The sequence below is a fragment of the Bradyrhizobium sp. STM 3562 genome, from assembly GCF_045571435.1.
In the GTDB taxonomy this organism is placed as follows: domain Bacteria; phylum Pseudomonadota; class Alphaproteobacteria; order Rhizobiales; family Xanthobacteraceae; genus Bradyrhizobium.
On the sequence record NZ_CP120694.1, the window covers coordinates 1,748,136 to 1,768,881 of the forward strand.

Annotated in this window: 24 protein-coding genes; 13 read left to right on the forward strand and 11 right to left on the reverse strand. The window is 63.3% G+C overall.

Annotation, left to right across the window (positions count from 1 at the left end):
• Position 1: 1 nt before the first annotated feature.
• From P6U23_RS08000 to P6U23_RS08010, 3 genes are read left to right on the forward strand one after another with little or no spacing between them, the layout of a single operon-like run.
• Positions 2–1,018, forward strand: coding sequence for an ABC transporter permease (locus P6U23_RS08000; protein ID WP_407179009.1), 1,017 nt, complete (start codon positions 2–4; stop codon positions 1,016–1,018).
• 12 nt (positions 1,019–1,030) lie between these two features.
• A complete protein-coding gene (locus tag P6U23_RS08005; protein ID WP_407179010.1) occupies positions 1,031–1,870 on the forward strand; it encodes an ABC transporter permease in 840 nt (279 codons plus the stop codon).
• Positions 1,867–3,519 (forward strand): dipeptide ABC transporter ATP-binding protein, encoded by a 1,653-nt coding sequence (locus tag P6U23_RS08010; RefSeq protein ID WP_407179011.1) that lies wholly within the window; start codon positions 1,867–1,869, stop codon positions 3,517–3,519. Before P6U23_RS08005 ends, P6U23_RS08010 begins: the two co-directional genes overlap by 4 nt.
• 13 nt (positions 3,520–3,532) lie before the next feature.
• Here the strand turns inward: P6U23_RS08010 and P6U23_RS08015 are convergent, their stop codons facing one another.
• Genes P6U23_RS08015 through P6U23_RS08030 form a run of 4 tightly spaced genes read right to left on the reverse strand, consistent with a single transcriptional unit; the run spans position 3,533 to position 7,520 of the window.
• Entirely contained in the window at positions 3,533–4,429 is an 897-nt protein-coding gene (locus tag P6U23_RS08015; protein ID WP_407179012.1) for an alpha/beta hydrolase, read from the reverse strand.
• Positions 4,430–4,440: 11 nt separating this feature from the next.
• A complete protein-coding gene (locus tag P6U23_RS08020; protein ID WP_407179013.1) occupies positions 4,441–5,166 on the reverse strand; it encodes an ABC transporter ATP-binding protein in 726 nt (241 codons plus the stop codon).
• On the reverse strand, positions 5,163–6,296 hold the full coding sequence (locus P6U23_RS08025; protein ID WP_407179014.1) for an ABC transporter permease: 1,134 nt from the start codon (positions 6,294–6,296) through the stop codon (positions 5,163–5,165). The genes P6U23_RS08020 and P6U23_RS08025 overlap by 4 nt, the downstream gene beginning before the upstream one ends.
• Positions 6,297–6,308: 12 nt before the next feature.
• Positions 6,309–7,520 (reverse strand): acyltransferase family protein, encoded by a 1,212-nt coding sequence (locus P6U23_RS08030; RefSeq protein WP_407179015.1) that lies wholly within the window; start codon positions 7,518–7,520, stop codon positions 6,309–6,311.
• Between the two features lie 251 nt (positions 7,521–7,771).
• Here P6U23_RS08030 and P6U23_RS08035 point away from each other — a divergent pair, with 251 nt between their 5' ends.
• A complete protein-coding gene (locus P6U23_RS08035; protein ID WP_024511256.1) occupies positions 7,772–7,975 on the forward strand; it encodes a hypothetical protein in 204 nt (67 codons plus the stop codon).
• 87 nt (positions 7,976–8,062) lie between these two features.
• On the opposite strand, the gene P6U23_RS08040 is transcribed toward P6U23_RS08035, so the two are convergent.
• From P6U23_RS08040 to P6U23_RS08050, 3 genes are all read right to left on the reverse strand, one after another.
• Positions 8,063–10,375, reverse strand: coding sequence for a molybdopterin-dependent oxidoreductase (locus tag P6U23_RS08040; protein WP_407179016.1), 2,313 nt, complete (start codon positions 10,373–10,375; stop codon positions 8,063–8,065).
• 129 nt (positions 10,376–10,504) lie between these two features.
• Positions 10,505–11,524, reverse strand: a complete 1,020-nt coding sequence (locus P6U23_RS08045; protein WP_407181375.1) for an amidohydrolase family protein — start codon at positions 11,522–11,524, stop codon at positions 10,505–10,507.
• A gap of 184 nt (positions 11,525–11,708) precedes the next feature.
• Positions 11,709–12,386, reverse strand: coding sequence for an RraA family protein (locus tag P6U23_RS08050; RefSeq protein WP_407181376.1), 678 nt, complete (start codon positions 12,384–12,386; stop codon positions 11,709–11,711).
• A 273-nt stretch (positions 12,387–12,659) separates the two neighbouring features.
• On the opposite strand from P6U23_RS08050, the gene P6U23_RS08055 reads away from it, so the two are divergent.
• Positions 12,660–14,129 (forward strand): GH1 family beta-glucosidase, encoded by a 1,470-nt coding sequence (locus tag P6U23_RS08055; protein ID WP_407179017.1) that lies wholly within the window; start codon positions 12,660–12,662, stop codon positions 14,127–14,129.
• A 62-nt stretch (positions 14,130–14,191) separates the two neighbouring features.
• Here the strand turns inward: P6U23_RS08055 and P6U23_RS08060 are convergent, their stop codons facing one another.
• Positions 14,192–14,518, reverse strand: coding sequence for a hypothetical protein (locus P6U23_RS08060; RefSeq protein WP_407179018.1), 327 nt, complete (start codon positions 14,516–14,518; stop codon positions 14,192–14,194).
• Between the two features lie 186 nt (positions 14,519–14,704).
• Here P6U23_RS08060 and P6U23_RS08065 point away from each other — a divergent pair, with 186 nt between their 5' ends.
• The 5 genes from P6U23_RS08065 (at position 14,705) to P6U23_RS08085 (ending at position 17,442) form a co-directional block, all read left to right on the forward strand.
• On the forward strand, positions 14,705–14,848 hold the full coding sequence (locus P6U23_RS08065; RefSeq protein WP_407179019.1) for a hypothetical protein: 144 nt from the start codon (positions 14,705–14,707) through the stop codon (positions 14,846–14,848).
• A 47-nt stretch (positions 14,849–14,895) separates the two neighbouring features.
• Positions 14,896–15,258, forward strand: a complete 363-nt coding sequence (locus P6U23_RS08070; protein WP_407179020.1) for a hypothetical protein — start codon at positions 14,896–14,898, stop codon at positions 15,256–15,258.
• 47 nt (positions 15,259–15,305) lie between these two features.
• Positions 15,306–15,563, forward strand: a complete 258-nt coding sequence (locus P6U23_RS08075) for a hypothetical protein (protein ID WP_407179021.1) — start codon at positions 15,306–15,308, stop codon at positions 15,561–15,563.
• 83 nt (positions 15,564–15,646) lie between these two features.
• Complete coding sequence (locus P6U23_RS08080) at positions 15,647–16,099, forward strand: DUF2231 domain-containing protein (RefSeq protein WP_407181377.1); 453 nt, start codon at positions 15,647–15,649, stop codon at positions 16,097–16,099.
• Between the two features lie 17 nt (positions 16,100–16,116).
• Complete coding sequence (locus P6U23_RS08085) at positions 16,117–17,442, forward strand: PQQ-dependent sugar dehydrogenase (protein WP_407181378.1); 1,326 nt, start codon at positions 16,117–16,119, stop codon at positions 17,440–17,442.
• Positions 17,443–17,489: 47 nt separating this feature from the next.
• Here the strand turns inward: P6U23_RS08085 and P6U23_RS08090 are convergent, their stop codons facing one another.
• Complete coding sequence (locus P6U23_RS08090; protein WP_407179022.1) at positions 17,490–17,675, reverse strand: hypothetical protein; 186 nt, start codon at positions 17,673–17,675, stop codon at positions 17,490–17,492.
• A gap of 320 nt (positions 17,676–17,995) precedes the next feature.
• Between P6U23_RS08090 and P6U23_RS08095 the strand changes: the two genes are divergently transcribed.
• A complete protein-coding gene (locus tag P6U23_RS08095) occupies positions 17,996–18,181 on the forward strand; it encodes a hypothetical protein (protein WP_407179023.1) in 186 nt (61 codons plus the stop codon).
• A 161-nt stretch (positions 18,182–18,342) separates the two neighbouring features.
• Here the strand turns inward: P6U23_RS08095 and P6U23_RS08100 are convergent, their stop codons facing one another.
• Positions 18,343–18,513: a hypothetical protein gene (locus P6U23_RS08100; protein WP_198026588.1), complete on the reverse strand. Its 171-nt coding sequence runs from the start codon at positions 18,511–18,513 to the stop codon at positions 18,343–18,345.
• 155 nt (positions 18,514–18,668) lie between these two features.
• Here P6U23_RS08100 and P6U23_RS08105 point away from each other — a divergent pair, with 155 nt between their 5' ends.
• Positions 18,669–19,103, forward strand: a complete 435-nt coding sequence (locus P6U23_RS08105; RefSeq protein WP_407179024.1) for a CBS domain-containing protein — start codon at positions 18,669–18,671, stop codon at positions 19,101–19,103.
• An 88-nt stretch (positions 19,104–19,191) separates the two neighbouring features.
• On the opposite strand, the gene P6U23_RS08110 is transcribed toward P6U23_RS08105, so the two are convergent.
• Entirely contained in the window at positions 19,192–19,569 is a 378-nt protein-coding gene (locus tag P6U23_RS08110) for a hypothetical protein (protein ID WP_407179025.1), read from the reverse strand.
• Positions 19,570–19,773: 204 nt separating this feature from the next.
• Here P6U23_RS08110 and P6U23_RS08115 point away from each other — a divergent pair, with 204 nt between their 5' ends.
• Entirely contained in the window at positions 19,774–20,634 is an 861-nt protein-coding gene (locus P6U23_RS08115) for an SDR family oxidoreductase (RefSeq protein WP_407181379.1), read from the forward strand.
• The last annotated feature ends 112 nt before the right edge of the window (positions 20,635–20,746 follow it).

Here is a 20,746-nt window from a genome sequence, read left to right on the forward strand (position 1 = left end):
CATGTCGGTGTCGGCTGTATCAGGTGGCCGCGGTGCCGCGATCGTGCTTCCGATCGTCGGCTGGGTGGCCAAGTTCGTTGGCGTGGTGCTGGTCATCGCTACGTTCAACTTCATCCTGGTGCACGCCGCGCCGGGCGACCCGGCCCAGGTCATCGCCAGCCAAAGCGGGGCAGCCGACGCCAAACTGCTGGCGCAGCTTCGCGCCGAATATGGCCTCGACAAGCCCTATCCGGTGCAGCTCGCCATTTATCTCAAGCGCGTCGTAACGCTCGATCTCGGCTACTCCTACCGGCAGCAGCGCCCGGTCCGCGCGCTGATCGCCGAGCGCTTGCCGGCGACCCTGCTCTTGACCGCGACCGCGTTCCTCATCGCGCTGACTGCCGGAGTCGTGCTCGGCGTGCTCGCCGGCGTCCGCGCCGGACGATGGTCCGACACGCTGCTGACGATCGTCTCTCTCTTGCTCTATGCCATGCCGGTGTTCTGGCTTGGCCTGATGCTGGTGTTGTTGTTCTCGGTCAAGCTCGATTGGCTGCCGCCCTTCGGCTACGTCACTATCGGCGTCGAGATGAGCCCGTTGCAGCGCCTGGGCGACATCGCCGCGCATCTGGTGCTGCCGGCCACCTCGCTCGCCGCGGTTTATCTTGCGATCTACGCGCGATTGACGCGCTCCTCGGTGATCGAGGTCATGCATCAGGACTTCATCAAGACGGCGCGCAGCAAAGGGCTGACGCAGGGCAACATCATCGCCCGCCACATCCTGCGCAACGCCATCCTGCCTGTCGTGACGGTTGCCGGCATGCAGGCGGGCGCGCTGGTCGGTGGCGCGGTGGTGATCGAGACCGTGTTCGCCTGGCCGGGTCTGGGCCGGCTGATCTATGACGCGGTGCTGCAGCGCGACTACCCGGTGATGCTCGGTATCTTTCTGGTGATGTCGGTGATTGTCATTGTGCTCAATCTGATCACCGATGCGATCTACCGGCTGATCGACCCCCGCGTCGCCCTGCGTGCGGCGTCCTGAGCGGGGTAGATCATGGATACGCTCAAAGCCTTCCTTCGCCATCCGACCGGCATGATCGGTCTTGTCATCCTGGTCGCGGTGCTCGCGCTGGCCGCGGCGGCGCCGGTGCTGTTTCCGGATAGTCCCTGGGACATGGTCGGGGCGCCGTTCCAGCCGCCGCTCAGCGAAGGCCTGCTGCTCGGCAGCGACATGCTCGGCCGGGACGTTGCCGCCGGCATCGCCTATGGCGCGCGGGTGTCGCTGATGATCGGGATCGCGGCAACGCTGGCCGCGGTTTTGATCGGCGTCGCGATCGGGGCGGTCGCCGGCTATTTCGGCGACAAGGTCGATGACGCGATGATGCGGCTGACGGAACTGTTCCAGACCATCCCCGGCTTCATCCTCGCCATCCTTCTGGTTGCCACGCTCGGGCCGACCCTGACGCACGTGGTGGTCGCGATCGGCGCCGTGAGCTGGCCGCCGGTGGCGCGGCTGACGCGGGCCGAGTTCTTGCGGCTTCGCGGCCGCGAATTCGTGCAGGCCGCGGTCTGCCAGGGCCAGCCGCCCTTGGTGGTCGTGCTGCGCCATATCCTTCCCAATGCGCTGTCGCCCATCATCGTCACCGGCTCGCTGACGATCGCGACCTCGATCCTGGTCGAGAGCGCGTTGAGCTTCATGGGCCTCGGCGATCCCAACCTGATGTCATGGGGATTCATGATCGGCGCGTCACGCACTGTGATCCGGCAAGCGTGGTGGATGAGCGTGTTTCCGGGCATTGCGATCCTGCTGACGGTGCTCGCGATCAACCTGGTCGGCGAAGGTCTCAACGACACATTGAACCCGCGCGTGGCGCGAAAGGTGCGCGCGGCATGAGCGAGGTGCTGCTGTCGATCGAGAAGCTGTCGGTCGCGTTGCCGAAGGGGGGTGACCGCGGCCTCGCCGTCGAGAATGTCTCGATCTCCGTGGCGCGCAACGAGATCGTGTGCCTCGTCGGCGAATCCGGTTCGGGCAAGTCGATCACCGCGCATGCGGTGCTGGGCTTGCTTCCGCCCAACGTGACCGTTGCCGGCGGCGCTATCCGCTATGGCGGAAGCGATCTTGCGCACGCCGATGATGCCGCCATGCGGCGGCTGCGGGGCGGCGCCATTTCGATGATCTTCCAGGAGCCGCTCAGCGCGCTCAATCCGCTGGCGCGCGTCGGCGACCAGATCGCCGAGATGATCATTACCCATGCCAGACCAAGGCCCATGCGCGCCGCGCTCGACGCGCGAGTGCTGGAGCTGATCGCTGCGGTCGGCTTGCCGGAGCCTGCGACGCTCGCGCGCAGCTATCCCTTCCAGCTCTCCGGCGGGCAACGTCAGCGCATCATGATCGCCATGGCGATGGCGAATAATCCGTCGCTCCTGCTCGCGGATGAGCCGACCACGGCGCTCGACGTAACCACCCAAAAACAGATCCTGCTGCTGATCCGTCGCCTGCAGGCCGAGCGCGGCATGGGCGTGCTGTTCATCACCCATGATTTCGGCGTGGTCGCGGACATCGCCGATCGCGTGGTGGTGATGCGCGGCGGGCGCGTGGTGGAGCAGGGCAGCGTCGACGAGATCCTGCGGGCGCCGAAAGATCCCTACACCAAGGCGCTGATCGCGGCAGTTCCCGGCAAACGTCCGCCTTCGGCTGCGGTGAGGGAGATCGGCGGTGAGCCGCTGTTCGAGGCGCTTGGTCTCAACAAGACATTCGTCACGCGGCAAGGCCTGTTTCGTCCGCCGCGGCGTGTGCCGGCGGTTCGTGACGTCGCCTTGGCGCTGCGCCCGCGCGAGACTGTCGCCGTCGTCGGCGAGTCAGGCTCGGGGAAATCGACGCTCGGCCGCATCATCATGCGGCTGATCGAGCCTGACGCCGGCACACTCGATTTCGCCGGGGAGAATTTCCTGAAACTGCGTGGCGCGCAATTGCGTGCAGTGCGGCGCAAGGTGCAGATCGTATTCCAGGATCCGTTTGCGGCGCTCGATCCGCGCCAGAAGATCGGCGCGGCCATTGCCAGCGGCCCGATCGCCTATGGCGTTTCCGCAGAGGAGGCGATGGCCGAGGCCAAGAAGCTCGTGGCTCGGGTCGGCCTGAGTGAAAGCGCGGTCGACCGCTATCCGCACGAGTTTTCCGGCGGTCAGCGCCAGCGCATCTGCATTGCGCGTGCGCTGGCGCTAAAGCCGCTGGTGCTGGTCGCGGACGAGGCGGTCTCGGCGCTCGACGTCTCGGTGCAGGCCAACATCCTGGCGCTGCTCGCCGAGCTTCGCGAGGAGATGAACCTCGCCATGCTCTTCATCACGCACGATCTGCGGGTTGCAGCGGAAATCGCTGACAGGATCGTGGTGATGCAGCGCGGGGCGATCGTCGAACAGGGCGAAACCCGAGAGGTGTTTCGCGCCCCGCAGCATCCTTACACCCGCGCGCTGCTGGATGCCGTTCCCGGCCGCAGGCTGTTCGCGGGTCCCGGCGAAGTTCCGGCCGCTGCCATGTCGGCCTGACAACGAGCAGGGCTCAGCGCTGTACGTCCGCGATGAAATCGCCGATCTGCGCGATCGCGCGGTTCGCTTCGGGCAGGAAGGGGACGAAGAGTTGCCAGACGTGTGGCATGCGCGGCCAGACCTCCAGGCGGCTGAGCGGATTTTGCGATTGCAGCTTCTCTGCCATCCGCACGGCATCGTCCCGCAAAATCTCATCGCCGCCGACCTGGACCAGCACCGGCGGCAGCCCGGCCGGATCGCCGTAAAGCGGTGAGGCATAGGGCGCGCGCGGATCGGCACCGGCCAGGTAATAATCGACGAAGATAGGCAGATGGTGGGCATTCAACATGGGATCGGATGCGGCGTTCTCTCGCAGCGATCGGCCGGTCAGCGCAAGGTCGGTCCACGGCGACAAGGCCACACCGGCGGACGGAAGCGGCCTGCCTTCGTCGCGCAGCCGCAGCAGCAAGCCGAGGGTCAATCCGCCGCCTGCGGAATCCCCCATCACAAACAGGCGGCGGGCATCCGGCGTGTTGTGAAGCAGCCAGGTATAGGCCGCCACCGCATCATCGAGCGCCGCCGGAAAGGGATGTTCAGGCGCAAGTCGATATTCCAGGGCCCAGACGCAGGCCTTGAACGTGTCCGCGAGCCGCCAGGTGAAGTGCCTGTAATGGGCGGGCGCGCCGGAAATGTAGGCGCCGCCGTGAAGGTAAAGCAGGTGACGCGCGCCGTGGGAGCGATCGGTCTCGATCCGGTAAAGCGTTCGCCGGTCGACCAGGACCTTCGTCGTGTGGCAGCGCGACGGAGGATGCGGCACCAGATGCTTGGTGGCGCGCATGCCGGTGCGCCAGGCGTCGAGATCGAATCGTCGGCTGCGCCATTTGAGAAAAGCGCGAGTGCCGAGGCGCACGAATTCGCCGCGCAGGCTCATCGATCGCTCTGCTAGCCGGCTGCTTTTGGCAGGCGCAAGCGCTCGACCTCGCCGGCGGGCTGGTCGACCAGCAACCCATCCTCGATGTGGATGATGCGGTCGGCGAAGGGGACGACGCGCGGATCATGGGTGACGACAAGCACCGCGCGCTCGCGCTGATGCGCGATATCGGCCAGGGTGCGCATGATCGTGCGTCCGTTCTCGCCGTCAAGTGCGGCGGTCGGCTCGTCGGCGAGGACGACCGAGGGATTGGCGACGATGGCGCGCGCGATCGCCACGCGCTGCTGCTCGCCGCCCGACAGCGCGTTCGGCAGGCTGCGGATCTTGGACCCAAGTCCGACCATCGCGAGCGCCTCGCGCGATCGCTTCACGGCCGCGCCGCGATGATCGCCGCGGATATCGAGCGCAAGCTGCACATTCTGCGCCGCCGTCAATGTCGGAAACAGATGATAGGACTGGAACACGAAGCCGATATGATCGCGCCGGAGCTTTGCAAGGGCCTCCTTGTCGAGGTTGGTGGTCGATGTTCCGCATACGGTAACGGTGCCGGACGTCGGCGTCAGCATGCATCCGAGCACAAGCAGCAGGGTGGTCTTGCCGCTGCCCGAGGGGCCCATCAACAGCGTGAGCTCGCCGCGGCTTAGCGACAGGTCGATGCCGCGTAGCGCCCGCACCTCGCGGGCGCCGCTTCCCAGCTTTCGTGTGACGGACTTGGCTTCAATGATGCAGTCGCTCATGCCATGAACACCGTCGCTGGATCGATCCGCACCACGCGGAAGATGGCGCCGATCGCCGAAATCACGCACATCAGGATCGTGAGCGCCAGCAAGCCGGCGACCAACCAGGGCGTGATCACGATCGGCAGCGCGCTCTTCGCGGTCATCTGAACCACCACGGCGCCGATCGCGGCCGCAAAGGCGAACCCGATGACCGCGTTGAGCAGCGCCTGATAAATGATGACGTTATAGATATAGCCGTTGGAAGAGCCCATGGCGCGCAAGGTCGCAAATTCACTTAAGTGATCCTTGGTGCTGGAATAAAGCGTCTGGGCTACGATCACCGTGCCGACGATCACGCCGAGCAGGGCGCCGGCGAACAGCGCGGCGCCGGCACCGGTCCCGAACAGCCAGAAGTCGCGGCTGCGCTTTCGGAACTGGCTGGCCGAAAGCACCTCGGCATCGCCGACCTGGGCCTTGATGGCCTCGATTGCCTTGTCGCGATCGGTGCCTGGATCAAGCCGCACCAAAAGATCGCTGGCGCGGTCCGGTGGCGTACCGGTGTAGGTGCGCGCATTCTTGACGTCGACAAAGATGTAGGGCGTCGTCGTGAAAGAGCGAATTCCATCGGTGATCGCGGCAACCTTGACGCGGCGGCCGCGGATCTCCGCGGTCCCGCCGACGCCGTCGACGCCGAGCCGTTCGAAATAGGAGCGGTCGACCGCGACATTGGGGCCTTGCCCCAGAGCCTGCACGTCGCCCTCAACCACATTCCATGGATGCAAGCCGCCATCGTGCAGATCGAGCCCGACGATAAAAACAGGCGTCACCTCGCCGCTGTCCAGCCGCCAGTCCGAAAAGCCGATCACCACCGGAATGACGCTTGCGACGCCGGCAACGCCTGCCACGCGATTGCGCAGCTTGAGGTCGAGCAGGGAAGGGTCTTCAAAGGACTTCGCTCCTTTCGGCACCACCCAAATATCGCCGGAGGCATGATCGATCATCATCGTGACCATGTGGCCGAAACCGAGAAACAGGCCCATTTGAACCATCACGAGGACGACCGAGAACATGATCCCGATCAGGGTGGCGACGAAGCGGAGTCGGTCGTGGAATAGATTGCGGGAGGCCAGTGTGAACGTCAGGGACATCTGCCTATTCCGTTAGCGCGGTTGATCCGCCATCGCGCGCCCGCCGGGCGTGCCGAAGTGGCGCGGGTTGAATGCGGTCAATCCGCTACTTGCGCCCCAGCTTAGCGCCAGCGCGCCACACAAGACAATTGCAGCCTTGGCAAGTGCGTCAAAAGGAATCGTGAGCAGCGCATACTGCAGCCACACGACGAAAACATAATGCAGAAGATAAATGCCATAGGCGTTGCGCGAGAGGCTGTCGAGCACGCGATGTTGTGTTCGCATCAGCTTGAGACAGATCGCCAGCATGCACAGTACGCCGCTCGCGCAGGCGAGCGGATATGCGAATGCGGCCGCCAGGCGATAGGCGAGCGGACTGTTGTCCCAGCCTTTTAGGGTCAGCGACGTGAGGACGCCCCACAGCGCGAAGCTTGCAACGGCAGCGACGAGCCAGGCACACCAATGCTTTGCGAGCTGGCCGTCGCCACGGAGCAGGCCGTGCTGCGTGCCGGCCGCGCCGATGGCATAGCCGACGAAGAAATAGAGGAGATAGAGCAAGGGACGGCTGAGCTGGAACGAAAATGGACCCCACGAGGTCCAGTCCCAAGGGTTGAAGGCCATCACCAGCGGTACATAGGCCAGGATAGAGAGCGCCGTCAGCCCCATGAAGAACGCAAGCGGCCGGTCTTTCAAGCTCCCCGCAAGGCGACCCAAGCGCGTCAGGCTTTGCGGCGCGAGGGCGCGAAGCGCCGCCGCGAGCGTGCTGAGCAGGAAGAGCTGCCATAAGAACCACGCCGGTCCGGCCGGCCACATCGGCAGCGCCCGCCAATGCTCCCAAAAGGCCGACAGCGACGGCGCGGCGGCGGTCAGGCGATAGGATGCGTAATAAGCCAGCGGACTGAGCACCCCGGCCGCAAGCAGGAACGGCAATCCAATCCGCCACCAGCGCTCGCGCAAATAGACGCGACTTCCCTTGCGATCCAGGCTCGCGGGGGCGAATAGGCCGGCCAGGAAGAACATCAGCGACATCAGGCTGACGTCCTGCCAGGCGCAGAACAGGTCGAAACCGAACCAGCGTTCATGATCGATGATCGGAAACGCCACCCAGCGGTAGGGCGGCACATCGAAGGCGAAGGGCTGAGGCGGTTGAGAGGCGAGGTACGGCAGCACCGAATGAAACGCGACGACGATCACGATCACGACTGCACGCAGGTTACTGAGTGGAACGTTGACACGATGGGGCACGTGCGCCTGTCCGAGCCGGGAGAAAACCGCCTAACAAATCCAATGGAACCAACGTGGAACCAGCGGCGCAGTTCCGGCGGCCGGCCGTTGTGACGCAGGCGCCCGCCGCCGGCCGATGGGTGGGTTAACTTATTGATAGAATACAGCTTCCTTCCTTGAATTCGCGGCCACGCGCATCATCTGTTCACTCGGAACCAGGTTTTGAGCCAGTCAGGCCGCATCACCCGTGATGGGCCCGATAGACATTCACCATGAGCACTCCAATCAAGCGTCACGGTCGGTTTTGGACCGAAGAGGACGACAACCTGCTGCGCACGATGGCCTCGGCCGGGAAGAGCATTACGCTGATGACCGTGAAGCTCGGCCGCCCGATCAGAACGATCAAGGCGCGCGCGCAGGAATTGCACATCGCGCTGCCCGGCGAGGACAAGAACACCAAGCGCTGGGTCGGCTAGGCGCTGGCCTGTGCGCGGAAGGCTGCCACACGCGCCCGCTCTTCGCGGGCCTGCATGCATTTGCGCGATCGTGAATGGTCGCGCTCGTCACAGATGAATGCGGCGCGACAGCTCTTCATAAGCCGCGGCTTCCGCCATCGGCAGCTTCTCGAGCCGGACGGCGACATGCTTGTGATAGGGCGTGCCGGCGATCGGATCGCAATTCCGGCTGTCGGTCAGCACGTTGACGCGCGGGCCGTTGCTTAGGCGCTCGCCGTCCCTCGTCGGATAGGACTGGCCATAACCGTGCGGCAGCGCCAACTGTCCCTCGCGTACGCTGTCGTCGGCCTTGCAGCGGGCGACGATGCGTCCGGCCCGCGATGTCACCGCGATCCATTCGCCGTCGCTGGCGCCCAACGAGGCCATGTCCTTGGCGTTGATCAAGAGCGCCCCGTCGGGATCGTCGCGCCGCCAGGCGGGATCGCGAAAGATCTGGTTGGCATTGAACATCCGCCGCTGTCCGGCCGCGAGAATGAAGGGATAGTCGCTCGGCGCGCCTGTGACCGCGGGATCGAGCCTGTTCAGCCATTCGAGCAGGGTGGGAATCGCAAGATGCACCTTGTGGTCGGGGTGGCCGATCAGCGACCACACCTCTTCGTACATATGCGTCGTGATTGCGGCGCCGCTGCGCGCGTTGACGATCGCGTCGAACAGCGCATCACCGAGCTGCGCATCCGCCACCTCCTCGCCGAGCCTGAGTGCGCGTCGCACCGCCTCCGGCGCGCGTTTCGCGCAGGCGAGCGCGGCTCCCCACAGCGGCGCAGCCGCGGCCGTTCCGTCGGGGAGCGAGGGGCCGAGCGTGTTGTAGAGCACAAGCGCGCCGAGCGGCACGGCGGCGGGGTTTTCCGCCATGAAGGCGCGGAACGCCGCGGCGAAAGCGGGGCGCGAGCGGAGCGCCGCCTCGCGCAAGGGCGCCAGCACATTATCGCCCGGCAAAAGCCCCAGCGCACGCGAGAGCCGCGTGTAGATTTCAGGCTCGGGCAGGGTGCCTTGGAGCGGCGGCACCACGCCTGGCCGCACATGGAAGTAGTTCGTCGGAAATTCGAAATTGAACAGCGTGAATTCGCATTTCTCGTATTGGGAGGAGGCGGGCAGCACGTAATGCGCCAGCCGCGCCGTTTCGGTCATGGCGACGTCGACGACGACGCAGAGTTCGAGCGCCCGCAACGCCTTCTCCACCTCGCTCGTGTTCGCTGCGGTATTCGCGGGGTTCGAACTGTCGATCCATACGCCGCGCAAGCGGTCCGGATGATCGGTCAGCACCGCCTGCGGGAACAGATTGGGCGGCAGAAGGCCGGCGATGACTTCGGTGTCCGTCGGCGCAAATTTCTGATTGGGCGTGTTGCCCCACAGCGGTTGCAGCCAGCTATGGAGCTGGTTGGTGCCCTTGCGGCCGAAACTGCCGGTCAGCATGATCAGCAGCTTTTCCAGATAGGAATTGAGCGTCGAATTGACGCCTTGCTGGATGCCAAGCTCGACGCGTACGGTCATCGCCCTGGCGGCAACGATCATGTCTGCGCAGCGCTCGACCTCGCCGAGCGGAATGTCCGCGGCGCGCGCCCAATCCTCGACAGGGATGCGCAGCAGCGTCTCTTTCACTTCGGCAAAGCCGGTCGTGTGCTGGGCGAGAAATTCGTGATCCACCGCATCCCGCCGCAACAGCGTCGCGAGGATCGCCCCGAGCAGGAACGCATCCGCCCCGGGCCGCACGGCCAGATGCAGATCGGCCATCTCGGCGGTCTCGGTGCGGCGCGGATCGATGACGATCAGCTTGCGGGCCGGATCCTTGCGGATCTGGTTGAGCTGGTCGCGCGCGTTCGGAAAGCCGTGTGCGACCCAAGGGTTGGCGCCGATCACGAACAGGAGGTCGCAGTGGTGCACGTCCTCCGCGGTATGGCAGGTCTGGCTGCCGAACAAATGGCCGTTGACCCAGAAGTCGCCGGTCTTCTCCTGCGACAGTGCATTGAAGACGTGGCGTGAGCCCAGGGCCCGCAGCATCGCATTGACATAGGCGCCGCCGGCGTGGTTGCCCTGGCCGCCGCCACCATAGAGCGCGATGCTCTTGCCGCCGTGACGATTGACCAGCGCGCGCAGGCGTGACGCGATCTCCGCGATCGCGGTGTCCCAGTCGATCGCCTCGAACTCGCCGTCGGCGCGGCGGCGCAAGGGCGTGGTCAGCCGGTCCGCGTGATGGGCATAGAAGGGAATGCGGCCTGCCTTGTTACAGAGGTAACCTTGCGACTTCGGATTGTCACGATCGCCGCGCACCTTGGCGATGCGGCCATCCTCGACCAGCACCTCGATGCCGCAATTGATGTAGCAGAGATTGCACGCCGTCTTTCGCCACGCTTGGCCTGACATGACGAGCCTCCATACTGTCGATCCCTTCATATTAAAGTACGATCATCATATAAACAATCGAAAAAGAGCGGCCGTTCATCCTTCGAGGCTCGGTGGCGCGAGCCCCTCAGGGATGACGGGTTGAGCAATTCAGTTGAAGAGTTCCGCGGGCAGGCGGCTGTAGACGCGCCGGGCATTCCCGGCGAAGATCGCGCGCTTCTGCTCAGGCGTCAGGCTCGTTGATCCCTCGATATAGCGTCTTGTGTCGTCGTAATTGAACCCGGTCTCGGGATCGACGCCCCTGACCGCGCCGACCATCTCGGACGCAAACAGGATATTCTCGGCGGGGATCACGCGCGTCAAAAGATCGATGCCCGGCTGGTGATAGACGCAGGTGTCGAAGAACACGTTCTTCAGGATGCTTTCGGATAAAGGCGGCCGCTTCTGGTCCTGGGCGATGCCGCGATAGCGGCCCCAATGATAGGGAATGGCGCCGCCGCCATGCGGGATGATGAACCTTAGCGTCGGAAAATCCTTGAACAGGTCCGACATGAGGAATTGCACGAAGGCGGTGGTGTCGCCGTTGATGTAGTGGCTCGCGGTGGTGTGAAAGACGGGGTTGGCCGCAGCGCTGACATGGATCATCGCGGGCACGTCGAGCTCGACCATTTTTTCGTACAGCGGATACCACCAGCGGTCGGTCAGCGGCGGATCGGTCCAATAGCCGCCGCTGGGATCCGGATTGAGATTGCAGCCGACAAAGCCGAGCTCTTCGACGCAGCGCGTCAATTCCGCGATGCAGTTTTTCGGCTCGACCCCGGGGGATTGCGGGAGCTGGCAGACGCCGGCGAAGTTCTTCGGATAAAGCTGCGTCAGGCGATAGATGATGCCGTTGGACAGGCGCGACCACGCCGCGCTGACGCCGGCATCACCGATGTGGTGGCTCATGCCGGAGGCGCGCGGCGAGAACAGCGTGAGCGACGTGCCGCGCTCGCGCTGCAGCTTGAGCTGGGCGCCCTCGACCGATTCGCGCAGCTCGTCATCGCTGATCTCGAGGGAGTCGACGCTCGGCATCTGCGAGGGATCATTGATCGCAGCGATCTGGCGCTTGCGCCAGTCCAGCATGGCGGTCGGCTCAGTGGTGTAATGCCCGTGACAGTCGACGATCATGCCGCCCGCGCCGGCCGCGCGCGAGCGTCCCTCGATGGCTTCGATGTTCGTCGCCGGCGGAAGCGATGAGCCGCCGGAGGCCACCCGCCACGGATTGAGGCGCGGGCCGCAGCAGGCGCACCCCATGGGATGCGTCATCCCGAAATCATTGAGCACGATGTCCTCCCTCAGATGTCCGCAAACGTCAGCTCTGGATCGTGCAGCCGAGCCTTGCGAGCGTCGCATCGACCCAGGCGCGGTCGCTGCGGCCGTCCTTGATCGCGGCGAGCTGCTTGATCTCGGCCTGGTGCTTGGCTTCGGCTGCCTTCAAAACTTCCGCCGTGACATCGTAGGGCACGCAGACGATGCCGTCACCGTCACCGACGATGAGGTCGCCGGGCGCGATCACCATGCCCTCAATCGCGATCGGCACGTTGATCTCGCCAGGACCATCCTTGTAGGGCCCGCGATGGGTGACCCCCGCCGCGAACACCGGAAAGTCGCCGGCATGCAGCGTGTCGTAGTCGCGGATCGCGCCATGGATGACGATGCCGCCGATGCCGCGGGCCTGCGCATGCGCCACCATCATTTCCCCGATCAGGGAGTTGGTGAGGTCGCCGCCGCCGTCCACGACGATGACATCGCCGGGCTCGGCGAGATCGAGCGCCTTGTGCACCATGAGGTTATCGCCGGGCCTTGTCTTCACCGTGAAGGCCGGACCTGCGAGCACGCCGCCGCGGTGTATCGGGCGCAGGCCGGCGCCGCCCGCCGTCATCCGTGACATCGAATCACTGATGTTGGCGACCGGCAGTTCGCGGAATCGCGCGACGAGTGCCGCATCCACCTTGCGCTCGCGCTTGCGGATCTGGAATCCAATCACGATTTGCTCCTTAGTGTTTTATCCGTTCATTGTTGCTTCAAGCCTCGCATAGGATCGCCCGCGAGCATCGCGGCCAGTCAACCGTAGCCTGCCGTCGAGATCAAGGTGAGGCGCAGCGGTGCTGTCGCTTGTCGCAACTGCCCGATCAACTTGCCGCGGTCGGGTTGTCCCGCCTCCGGTTTTCGAGCAGATTGGCGGTCGTCGACCCGTGATTTGGGCTTGCGACGGCGCGAGCCGGCCAGCCAGTCCGACGGGATTTGTGTAGGGGATTTGAAGGTGCTGGACAATTTTTCGCGCCGGACGTTTGCGAAGCTTGCGGGTCTTGCGCTCGGCATCGCCGCGACGCCCGCGAAAGCGGACGAGAGGCCAGCGGAGCCCGCAGCCGGCCGATTGGCGTCCGGCAGCTTCCCGAGCGGATTCATCTGGGGCACGGCCACGTCGGCCTATCAGATCGAGGGCGCCGTCAATGAGGATGGGCGCGGGCGCTCGATCTGGGACACCTTTTCGCATCAAGCCGGCCATATCGCCGACGGGACGAATGCCGATCGGGCCAATGATCACTATCACCGCTACAAGGAAGATGTCGGCCTGATCAAGGAGCTTGGCGCGAAGGCCTATCGCTTCTCCATCGCCTGGCCGCGGGTGTTTCCGGAAGGGGCCGGCGCGCCCAATCCCAAGGGCCTCGATTTTTACAACCGCGTCGTGGACGAGCTGCTGGCGAACGGCATCGAGCCCTACGCAACGCTTTATCATTGGGATCTGCCGCAGGCGCTGCAGGACCGCGTCGGCGGCTGGCAGTCCACCGAGACCTCAAAAGCCTTCGCCGACTATGCGGCCTATGTGGCGGAGCGCCTGACCGATCGCGTGAAGACCATCTTCACCATCAACGAAGTCGGGCGCTTCGTGAATTTCGGCTACGGCCTCGGTATCGATGCGCCGGGGCTCAAGCTTCCCCAGAAACAGCTCAATCAGGTTCGCCACAATGTTGCCCTGGCCCACGGACTTTCGTTGCAGGCCATTCGCGCTCATGGGCACGCCGGAACGAAGGTCGGCCCGGCCGAGAACATCGCCGCCTGCGTGCCTGCGATCGACACGCCGGAGAATGTCCGTGCCGCGGAGATCGCCACGCGCGAACTCAACGCCGGCTTTCTCAACGTGATCCTCGAGGGCAAATACACCGAGCACTTCCTTGCCTATGCCGGCGCGAATGCACCGACCTTTACCGAGGACGAGCTGAAGATCATCGGCTCAAGGAACGATTTCATCGGCCTGAACATCTACGCGCCACAGTTTTATATAGTCGCCGCCGAGCACGCTCCCGGCTTTTCGGTGCTGCCTTTCCCGAGTTCTTTCCCGCATATGAGCTCGGAATGGCTCAGGATAGGTCCGGAGACCGCCTATTGGGTGCCGCGGCTGGCGGCGAAGATCTGGGCCGTCGAGACCATCTATATCAGCGAAAACGGCACGTCGTCCTCTGACGAGATCAGGCCGGACGGCAAGATCTACGACCTCGACCGCATCATGTATCTGCGCAACTATCTCACGCAGTTGCAGCGCGCCATCGCGGAGGGCGCGCCGGTTCGCGGCTATTTTCTCTGGAGCCTGATGGACAATTTCGAATGGATTTTCGGCCTGGAGAAGCGCTTCGGGATCTACCATGTCGATTTCGAAACGTTGGTTCGCAGGCCGAAGCTCAGCGCATCCTTTTACCGCAATGTCGTCGCGCGCAACGCGGTTCACGTTTAGGCCGGGAGGGCTAGCGCTCGGCCTTTTGCGGAGCACCATCAGTCCCCATGGCCGGCTGCGCCTCAGCCGTGCCGGCGCAGGCCGAGCGAGCGCACCTTGCCTTCAAATTCGTCCTCGATGTCTTCAAGGGTCGGAAGGTGCAGCCGGCGCAACTGCGCGTGCACCTTCTTGGCGGGCTCGGACCTCAAATCCCGCTTGAAATTGGTGATCAACTCCGCCGCCGAACGGTAGCCGCGGTAGCGCTCGATTTCGGCCCGGGTTGCGTCCTGCAGATGCTGCAGCGTCCGTCGGTCGGAATCCGACTTGCCGTCCGGCCTTGCCCGCATCACCGGCTCAAACGCTTTGTCGATCACGAACTCGGCAAGCTGGCGTTTGCTGTTGGCGACCATCGCTCTCTCCTCCATCCGGTTCTTGAATCAAACCAGAGGAGGGCGGCAAGGTTCGGCTCTGCAGGACGCGGACGGTCGTGGGAGGCGCCCAACGACCGGGCATTCCTGTGACATAGGAACGAAACTCGCCCATGGGAATTGAAGGAACATCAACAAACACTGAATGCGTGCGGGACGCGTCAGGTCATGAGCTATCTCGGGAAGTTGACGTTCGCCACCACGGCCATTTTACTCATTGGCGGCGGGATTTGGGCTAATCTGGTGAAAACGCCGCTGCCCGAAATGCGCGGCGTCTGGGTCACTCAGGCCATGCGCGGCATGGCATATTGAAGCCGCAAAGTTACGCTTTCATCGTAGACCTGCCACGCGTTTAGGTCATGCTGATGAGACAGGGACGCTTTGTGCTGGTGCTCACCAGCGTGCTTGCAGCGCTGCCGGTCAAGTCCGTAACGGCGCGGGACGATGGTCGTTACGCCAATTCCCCGCTCAAACCCTGGTTTGACAGTCTCAAAAGCAGCAAGGGGCTGTGTTGTTCCGTGGCCGACGGCTATGCGGTCGCCGATCCGGATTGGGAGTCTAAGGACGGCCATTACCGCGTCCGCATCGATGGCGAGTGGATCACCGTGCCCGACGATGCCGTGATCACGGAACCCAATCGGGCCGGACGCACCATGGTGTGGCCGATCAAGGGCTCCCTGGGCACCACGATCCGCTGTTTCCTGCCGGGCACCATGAGCTGAAACTCACGCTGGCTGCTTCCCTGCCGCCGAACGAATGGACAATCAAGATGACCGATCCGGATCAGCAGAAGTCGCTGAGCCCGCGCGCGGCGACGCGGCATCGGCATCGTGTGCCTGAGCGCGATCATGGTAGCCATCGCCGTCCTGGCCCGCCTTACGCCTACACGCCTTGGAAGAATCAAGCCGCCGGCGATAGCGCCAACAGCAACGGCGCGCCCGATCAGCCAGGGCGCGGGTGGCTCGACCGGCCGGCGCCGACCATGCCGGGTCAGGCTGCGCTAGGCTCCAATTCACCTTCGCGTTGATGCCGGGCGGCGTAGGAACGGCCGCTCGTAGATTTCGTTGCCGACACAGCCGTACCGAAGAATGGCAGTTCGGAGACGTCGATTTGACCTCGGATAACATCCTCCGCCCGACCTTGCAGATCGCCGGGCATCCGATCCACCCAATGCTGGTGCCGTTTCCGATCGTCTGCTTCATCGGAGCCTTGCTCACCGACATCGCCTACGCGCTGACCGCTGAAATCATGTGGGCGGATTTCTCGGCCTGGCTGCTCTTGGCCGGCCTGATCATGGGCGTACTGGCAGGGATTGCCGGTCTCACCGATTTTCTCGGCAACCGGATGATCCGGGCGCAGAAGCCGGCGTGGCCGCACATGCTCGGCAATCTGCTCGTGCTCATCATCGCTTTCTTCAACACCCTCGTGCATACCCGCGACGCCTGGACCTCGGTCGTCCCCACCGGCCTGATCCTGTCGGCGATTACCGTTCTCATTCTGCCGATCACCGGCTGGCTGGGCTGGTCCATGGTGTATCGTCACGGCGTCGGAGCGGTGCGATGATGGCATCGAAAGCGGCGATGGTACGCGCGAGGCGTGTCGGCGCCCTCGTGCTGTTGTGCGGGGCGGTGCTTTCGTTGGCCGGCTGCGACGACGGCGGCGACCCCAAGGCGCAGATCGGGCCGCACCCGAATCTTCCTGCTCTCAGTCAATTTCTTCTGCCGCCGGTGCACATTGCCCATGTGATCGGGTGGAAACAGGGCGAGACGCCGACGGTCCCGCAAGGGCTGAAGATCCAGCCGCTCGCAACGGGGCTGGAGCATCCGCGCTCGCTCTATGTGCTGCCCAATGGCGATATCCTGGTGGTGGAATCCAAGGCGCCGCCAGCCCCGTCCATCAAGCGGCCCAAGGATATCGCCATGGGGCTCGTTGAATCCTGGGCGACCTCCGGCGGGTCGACCGGGCCGAGCAATCGCATCACGTTGTTGCGCGATGCCAATGGCGATGGCGTGCCGGAACAGCGCAGCGTTTTCCTCGACCATCTCAATTCGCCCTTCGGCGTGGCGCTCGTCGGCAATGATCTCTACGTCGCCAACACCGATGCCATCGTTCGATATCCCTACAAAGAGGGCGAGACCAAGATGACGGAGGCCGGCAGCAAGCTTGCCGATCTGCCGGGCGGCCCGATCGATCATCATTGGACCAAGAGCATGGTCGCGAGCGACGACGGCTCGCTGCTCTATGTCGGGGTCGGCTCCAACAGCAACATCACCGAGAATGGCATGGAGGCGGAGAAGAACCGCGCCGCGATCCTGGAAGTCGAGCGCGACACCGGACGCTGGCGCGTCTATGCGGAAGGATTGCGCAATCCGGCCGGCTTGAGCTTCGAACCGCAGAGCCATGCGCTGTGGGCGATCGTCAACGAGCGCGACGAGCTGGGGCCTGACCTCGTGCCCGATTACATGACCTCGGTCAAAGAGGGCGGTTTCTATGGCTGGCCCTACAGCTATTTCGGCCAGAACGTCGATCCGCGCGTCGAGCCGCAGCGGCCGGACCTGGTCGCGAAAGCCATCGTGCCGGATTACGCGCTGAGCTCGCACGTGGCGCCGCTTGGGCTTGCATTCTATACGGGCAGCAGCCTTCCACAGAATTATCGCGGCGGCGCCTTTGTCGGCGAGCACGGCAGTTGGAACCGGCCAAATCTGAACGGCTATAAGGTCATCTTCGTGCCCTTCAGCAATGGACAGCCGAACGGCCCGGCCCAGGACGTTGTGACGGGATTTCTCAACGACCAGGGACAGGCGCGCGGCCGCCCCGTGGGCGTGGCGTTCGACAAGACCGGCGCGCTGTTGATTGCGGACGACGTCGGCAACACCGTCTGGCGCGTTTCAGCCGCGGGCGGCTGAAACGGCGGCGCGAAGCGCCATGGCCATCGTCTTCGTCGATGCTCGGCTTATGAGCGGGCGCTGAACAGTCCAGCGTGCTCGAGCATAGCGACAGCCTCTAAGGCGGACTGTTCTTCGGACAGCCGCGTCTCGAGATATATCCTTTCAACCTCGGTCAGCTTGGTTGTGAGCAGGCGGCGATACCTCTCAATGTTGCTCTTGTGGGCACGCAAGCGGGCAATCGTCTGGTCCATTGTGATGCGTCTCGTAAATATAAAAATATGAAAATGCCGTTAGAGGCCAGAATTTAAATAAAAATGCGGCGTGTGAAAAGCCGAAATTTTAATTCATGAGCTTGAGGGGCGAACCTGAACCTTGGTCGCGCCGAGCCGTACATGCGAGGAATACCAGAAAATCCGGAAATTTCGCGGCGCTGTCGAAGTTCAAGCGGGAGGTCCGGAGGATGCGGGCCGACGATCGGTATATTTAAATGGTTTTAAGTTAATAAATATATTCACATTTAAATGGAAATGGTTTTATATTGTTCTCGTTTTTAATTATGGAGGAGGTATTTATGAAGCTTGTAGTTTTGCTCGCTATTGCTGCGTTGCTTGGCCTGACCCTCGCATCAACGACCGTACCGTCATATGCGGCGGCCCCGGGGGCGATGAGTGGCAAGGGAGACTGGGCGACGAGGGGATACAATCAGGCCGCCAAAGAGAAGCAGATGAAATCCACGAAAGCGAAGAAGCAGCAGTAAGGCCTCTTCCATACAGTCATTGAAGCCTCGGCAAGCCGAGGCTTCTTCTTTTTACGAAACTCAGATGCAGGACAATAAGGTTGCGTACCGCGATGTCGGATCGGCACGTCGATGAGTGCGACGAGGTTCTTGATGCTCTGGCGTCATCTTCTCCGCAACGCTCACGCCGTGTGGCCGGGATCGACGTTCTTGGGCTGCTTCTTCTCACGCTGCGGCGTCATCTTGGCGGGATCCGGCTCACCGGGAACGCCGCGCGGGCCGAACTGCCGGCGCTGGATGTCTTCTTCGGAATGCTCGGGTTCAATGCCGTTTGGCTCGCGAGGTTTGGCCACGAAACACTCCTTCCGGTGCTGACGACATCTGTTGATGGCTAATGCGCAACGCAAGTGCGCGTTCCCAGCGAGTGAATGTGTTCATGAAATCGCTGGAAGGCCGGGAACGGGAGGCAGCGTCGCCGGTTGGTGGCCAAACTTGAGCGGAGGACGTCATGAGAGTCTCTGAAGTAATGACGGCGGATGTTCAGCTTTGCACGCCCGAGGACACGGTGAGAGATGCAGCGGAAGCCATGTGGGAGCTTGACGTCGGGCTGCTGCCGGTCGCGGAGGATGATCATCTCGTCGGAATGATTTCGGATCGGGACATCGCCGTCCGCGCGATCGGAAAAGGGCGTGGTCCCGACACCAGGATCAGAGCGGTGATGACGCCGGATGTGAAATATTGCTTCGACGATCAGGATGTCGAGGAGGTTTCCTGGAACATGGGTGACATCCAGGTAAGGCGCCTGCCGGTGCTCGATCGTGGGAAGCGGCTGGTCGGAATCGTCTCGCTTGGCGACATCGCACGAAGCCAGGCGGGTGATGTCACCGCAGCCTCGCTGCACCAGATCTGCCAGCCGGGCGGCCAGCATACGCAGGTCGGTTGAGGCGGCAAACGTCGGACTATCAAAACAAGAGAGGCGGTCCAAAAGGCCGCCTCTTCCGTTTGCTTCGTGGTTGCTTCGTACCGGATCGTTACTGGCAGAGATGCCGCAAACCATCCGCGCCTATGAAGGCCGTTCCGGGCTCACAGGCAAAGCCGTTGTAGGGATTGTAGTAGCCGTTATAGGCGTAGGCATTGTAGGCGAAAGGTGCGGTCGCAATCGCGCCTGCCGTTCCGATCGCGCCGCCGATGACGTCCGCAGCGACGTCGCCGGGCCAGAAACCGCGATTGTAGGAGCCGTAGTAGCCGGGCTCGTAGTAGCCGCCGCCGTAATAGCTATGCCGATAGTAGGCGCGCTCCTGCTGGAGCCTGTTCTGTACCGGCACGGACCGGGCATGAGGATCTGCGAGTGCCGGCGAGGCCACCGCGGCTGTCATAACGGCGGTTGCGGTCAAGAGCTTCAAGTTCATTGGTTGTCTCCGTCCTCGTGAGGCAAGCCAACGCATGCCGGCGATTGGCGTTTCCGGAACCAAAAGCTTTCGCCTCAAACGGATGTGAGGCTTCTAATCAGGAGTTCCGTAACCAACGCGCTCAAGCGCGCACCTCTCAGTCCTGCCAGAGGAACATCGACCTGCTTCGCAGATTGAGCATTCATCTTGCCGCAGGAGTTCATGATGCAACGCGAATTTCCGCAACCGCCCTATCCGAACCAAAAGCAGCCGATGCCCGGATTGACATCGAAAATGAATCCGCGGCCCGATCATGGCGAGACCAGCTACAAGGGATCGGGCAAGCTTGCGGGCATGAAGGCCGTCATCACCGGCGGTGACAGCGGGATCGGTCGCGCGGTCGCGATTGCTTATGCCCGAGAGGGTGCCGACGTGTTGATCGCCTATCTCGATGAGAGCGAGGACGCGCAGGAGGTCAAAGCGCGGATCGAGCAGGAGGGGCGGAAGGCGGTGCTTATCCCCGGCGACCTCAGCGATCCACGCCACTGCCGGTCCGTCATTCAACGCGCCGTCGACCAACTTGGCGGCATCGACATCCTCGTCAACAATGCGGCCCATCAGGCGACATTCAGTGAGATCACCGAGATCAGCGACGAGGAATGGGAGGTCACCTTCAAGACCAACATTCACGCGATGTTCTATCTGACCAAGGCCGCCGTGCCGCATATGAAGCCTGGCAGCGCAATCATCAACACGGCATCCGTCAACTCGGACATGCCAAATCCGATCCTGCTCGCCTACGCCACCACCAAGGGCGCGATCCAGAACTTCACTGGTGGGCTCGCACAGATGCTGGCGGAGAAGGGCATCCGGGTCAACGCGGTCGCGCCGGGACCGATCTGGACGCCGCTGATCCCGTCGACCATGCCGGAGGAGGCGGTGAAGAATTTCGGCAAGCAAGTTCCGATGAAGCGGGCCGGACAACCGGCGGAGCTTGCGACCACCTATGTCATGCTGGCCGATCCGCTCTCGAGCTACACCTCGGGAACGACGATCGCGGTCACCGGGGGCAAGCCGTTCATTTGAGAATCACCCGCCGCGCGCCCGCTGCTCATCGCGTCGGCAAATCGGCCCCATCACAATGAGTTGCGTCCCGGACGCGGGTGCGAACTTTTCGCCGTGGGTTGAATTTTCAGCC

What these genes read in the sequence shown, in the direction of transcription:
- P6U23_RS08000 (WP_407179009.1), top strand. Translation starts at nt 2, where the DNA reads ATGTCGGTGTCGGCTGTATCAGGTGGCCGCGGTGCCGCGATCGTGCTT.
- P6U23_RS08005 (WP_407179010.1), top strand. Translation starts at nt 1,031, where the DNA reads ATGGATACGCTCAAAGCCTTCCTTCGCCATCCGACCGGCATGATCGGT.
- P6U23_RS08010 (WP_407179011.1), top strand. Translation starts at nt 1,867, where the DNA reads ATGAGCGAGGTGCTGCTGTCGATCGAGAAGCTGTCGGTCGCGTTGCCG.
- P6U23_RS08015 (WP_407179012.1), bottom strand. Translation starts at nt 4,429, where the DNA reads ATGAGCCTGCGCGGCGAATTCGTGCGCCTCGGCACTCGCGCTTTTCTC.
- P6U23_RS08020 (WP_407179013.1), bottom strand. Translation starts at nt 5,166, where the DNA reads ATGAGCGACTGCATCATTGAAGCCAAGTCCGTCACACGAAAGCTGGGA.
- P6U23_RS08025 (WP_407179014.1), bottom strand. Translation starts at nt 6,296, where the DNA reads ATGTCCCTGACGTTCACACTGGCCTCCCGCAATCTATTCCACGACCGA.
- P6U23_RS08035 (WP_024511256.1), top strand. Translation starts at nt 7,772, where the DNA reads ATGAGCACTCCAATCAAGCGTCACGGTCGGTTTTGGACCGAAGAGGAC.
- P6U23_RS08040 (WP_407179016.1), bottom strand. Translation starts at nt 10,375, where the DNA reads ATGTCAGGCCAAGCGTGGCGAAAGACGGCGTGCAATCTCTGCTACATC.
- P6U23_RS08045 (WP_407181375.1), bottom strand. Translation starts at nt 11,524, where the DNA reads ATGATCGTCGACTGTCACGGGCATTACACCACTGAGCCGACCGCCATG.
- P6U23_RS08060 (WP_407179018.1), bottom strand. Translation starts at nt 14,518, where the DNA reads ATGGTCGCCAACAGCAAACGCCAGCTTGCCGAGTTCGTGATCGACAAA.
- P6U23_RS08065 (WP_407179019.1), top strand. Translation starts at nt 14,705, where the DNA reads ATGAGCTATCTCGGGAAGTTGACGTTCGCCACCACGGCCATTTTACTC.
- P6U23_RS08070 (WP_407179020.1), top strand. Translation starts at nt 14,896, where the DNA reads ATGCTGATGAGACAGGGACGCTTTGTGCTGGTGCTCACCAGCGTGCTT.
- P6U23_RS08075 (WP_407179021.1), top strand. Translation starts at nt 15,306, where the DNA reads ATGACCGATCCGGATCAGCAGAAGTCGCTGAGCCCGCGCGCGGCGACG.
- P6U23_RS08085 (WP_407181378.1), top strand. Translation starts at nt 16,117, where the DNA reads ATGGTACGCGCGAGGCGTGTCGGCGCCCTCGTGCTGTTGTGCGGGGCG.
- P6U23_RS08090 (WP_407179022.1), bottom strand. Translation starts at nt 17,675, where the DNA reads ATGGACCAGACGATTGCCCGCTTGCGTGCCCACAAGAGCAACATTGAG.
- P6U23_RS08095 (WP_407179023.1), top strand. Translation starts at nt 17,996, where the DNA reads ATGAAGCTTGTAGTTTTGCTCGCTATTGCTGCGTTGCTTGGCCTGACC.
- P6U23_RS08105 (WP_407179024.1), top strand. Translation starts at nt 18,669, where the DNA reads ATGAGAGTCTCTGAAGTAATGACGGCGGATGTTCAGCTTTGCACGCCC.
- P6U23_RS08110 (WP_407179025.1), bottom strand. Translation starts at nt 19,569, where the DNA reads ATGAACTTGAAGCTCTTGACCGCAACCGCCGTTATGACAGCCGCGGTG.
- P6U23_RS08115 (WP_407181379.1), top strand. Translation starts at nt 19,774, where the DNA reads ATGCAACGCGAATTTCCGCAACCGCCCTATCCGAACCAAAAGCAGCCG.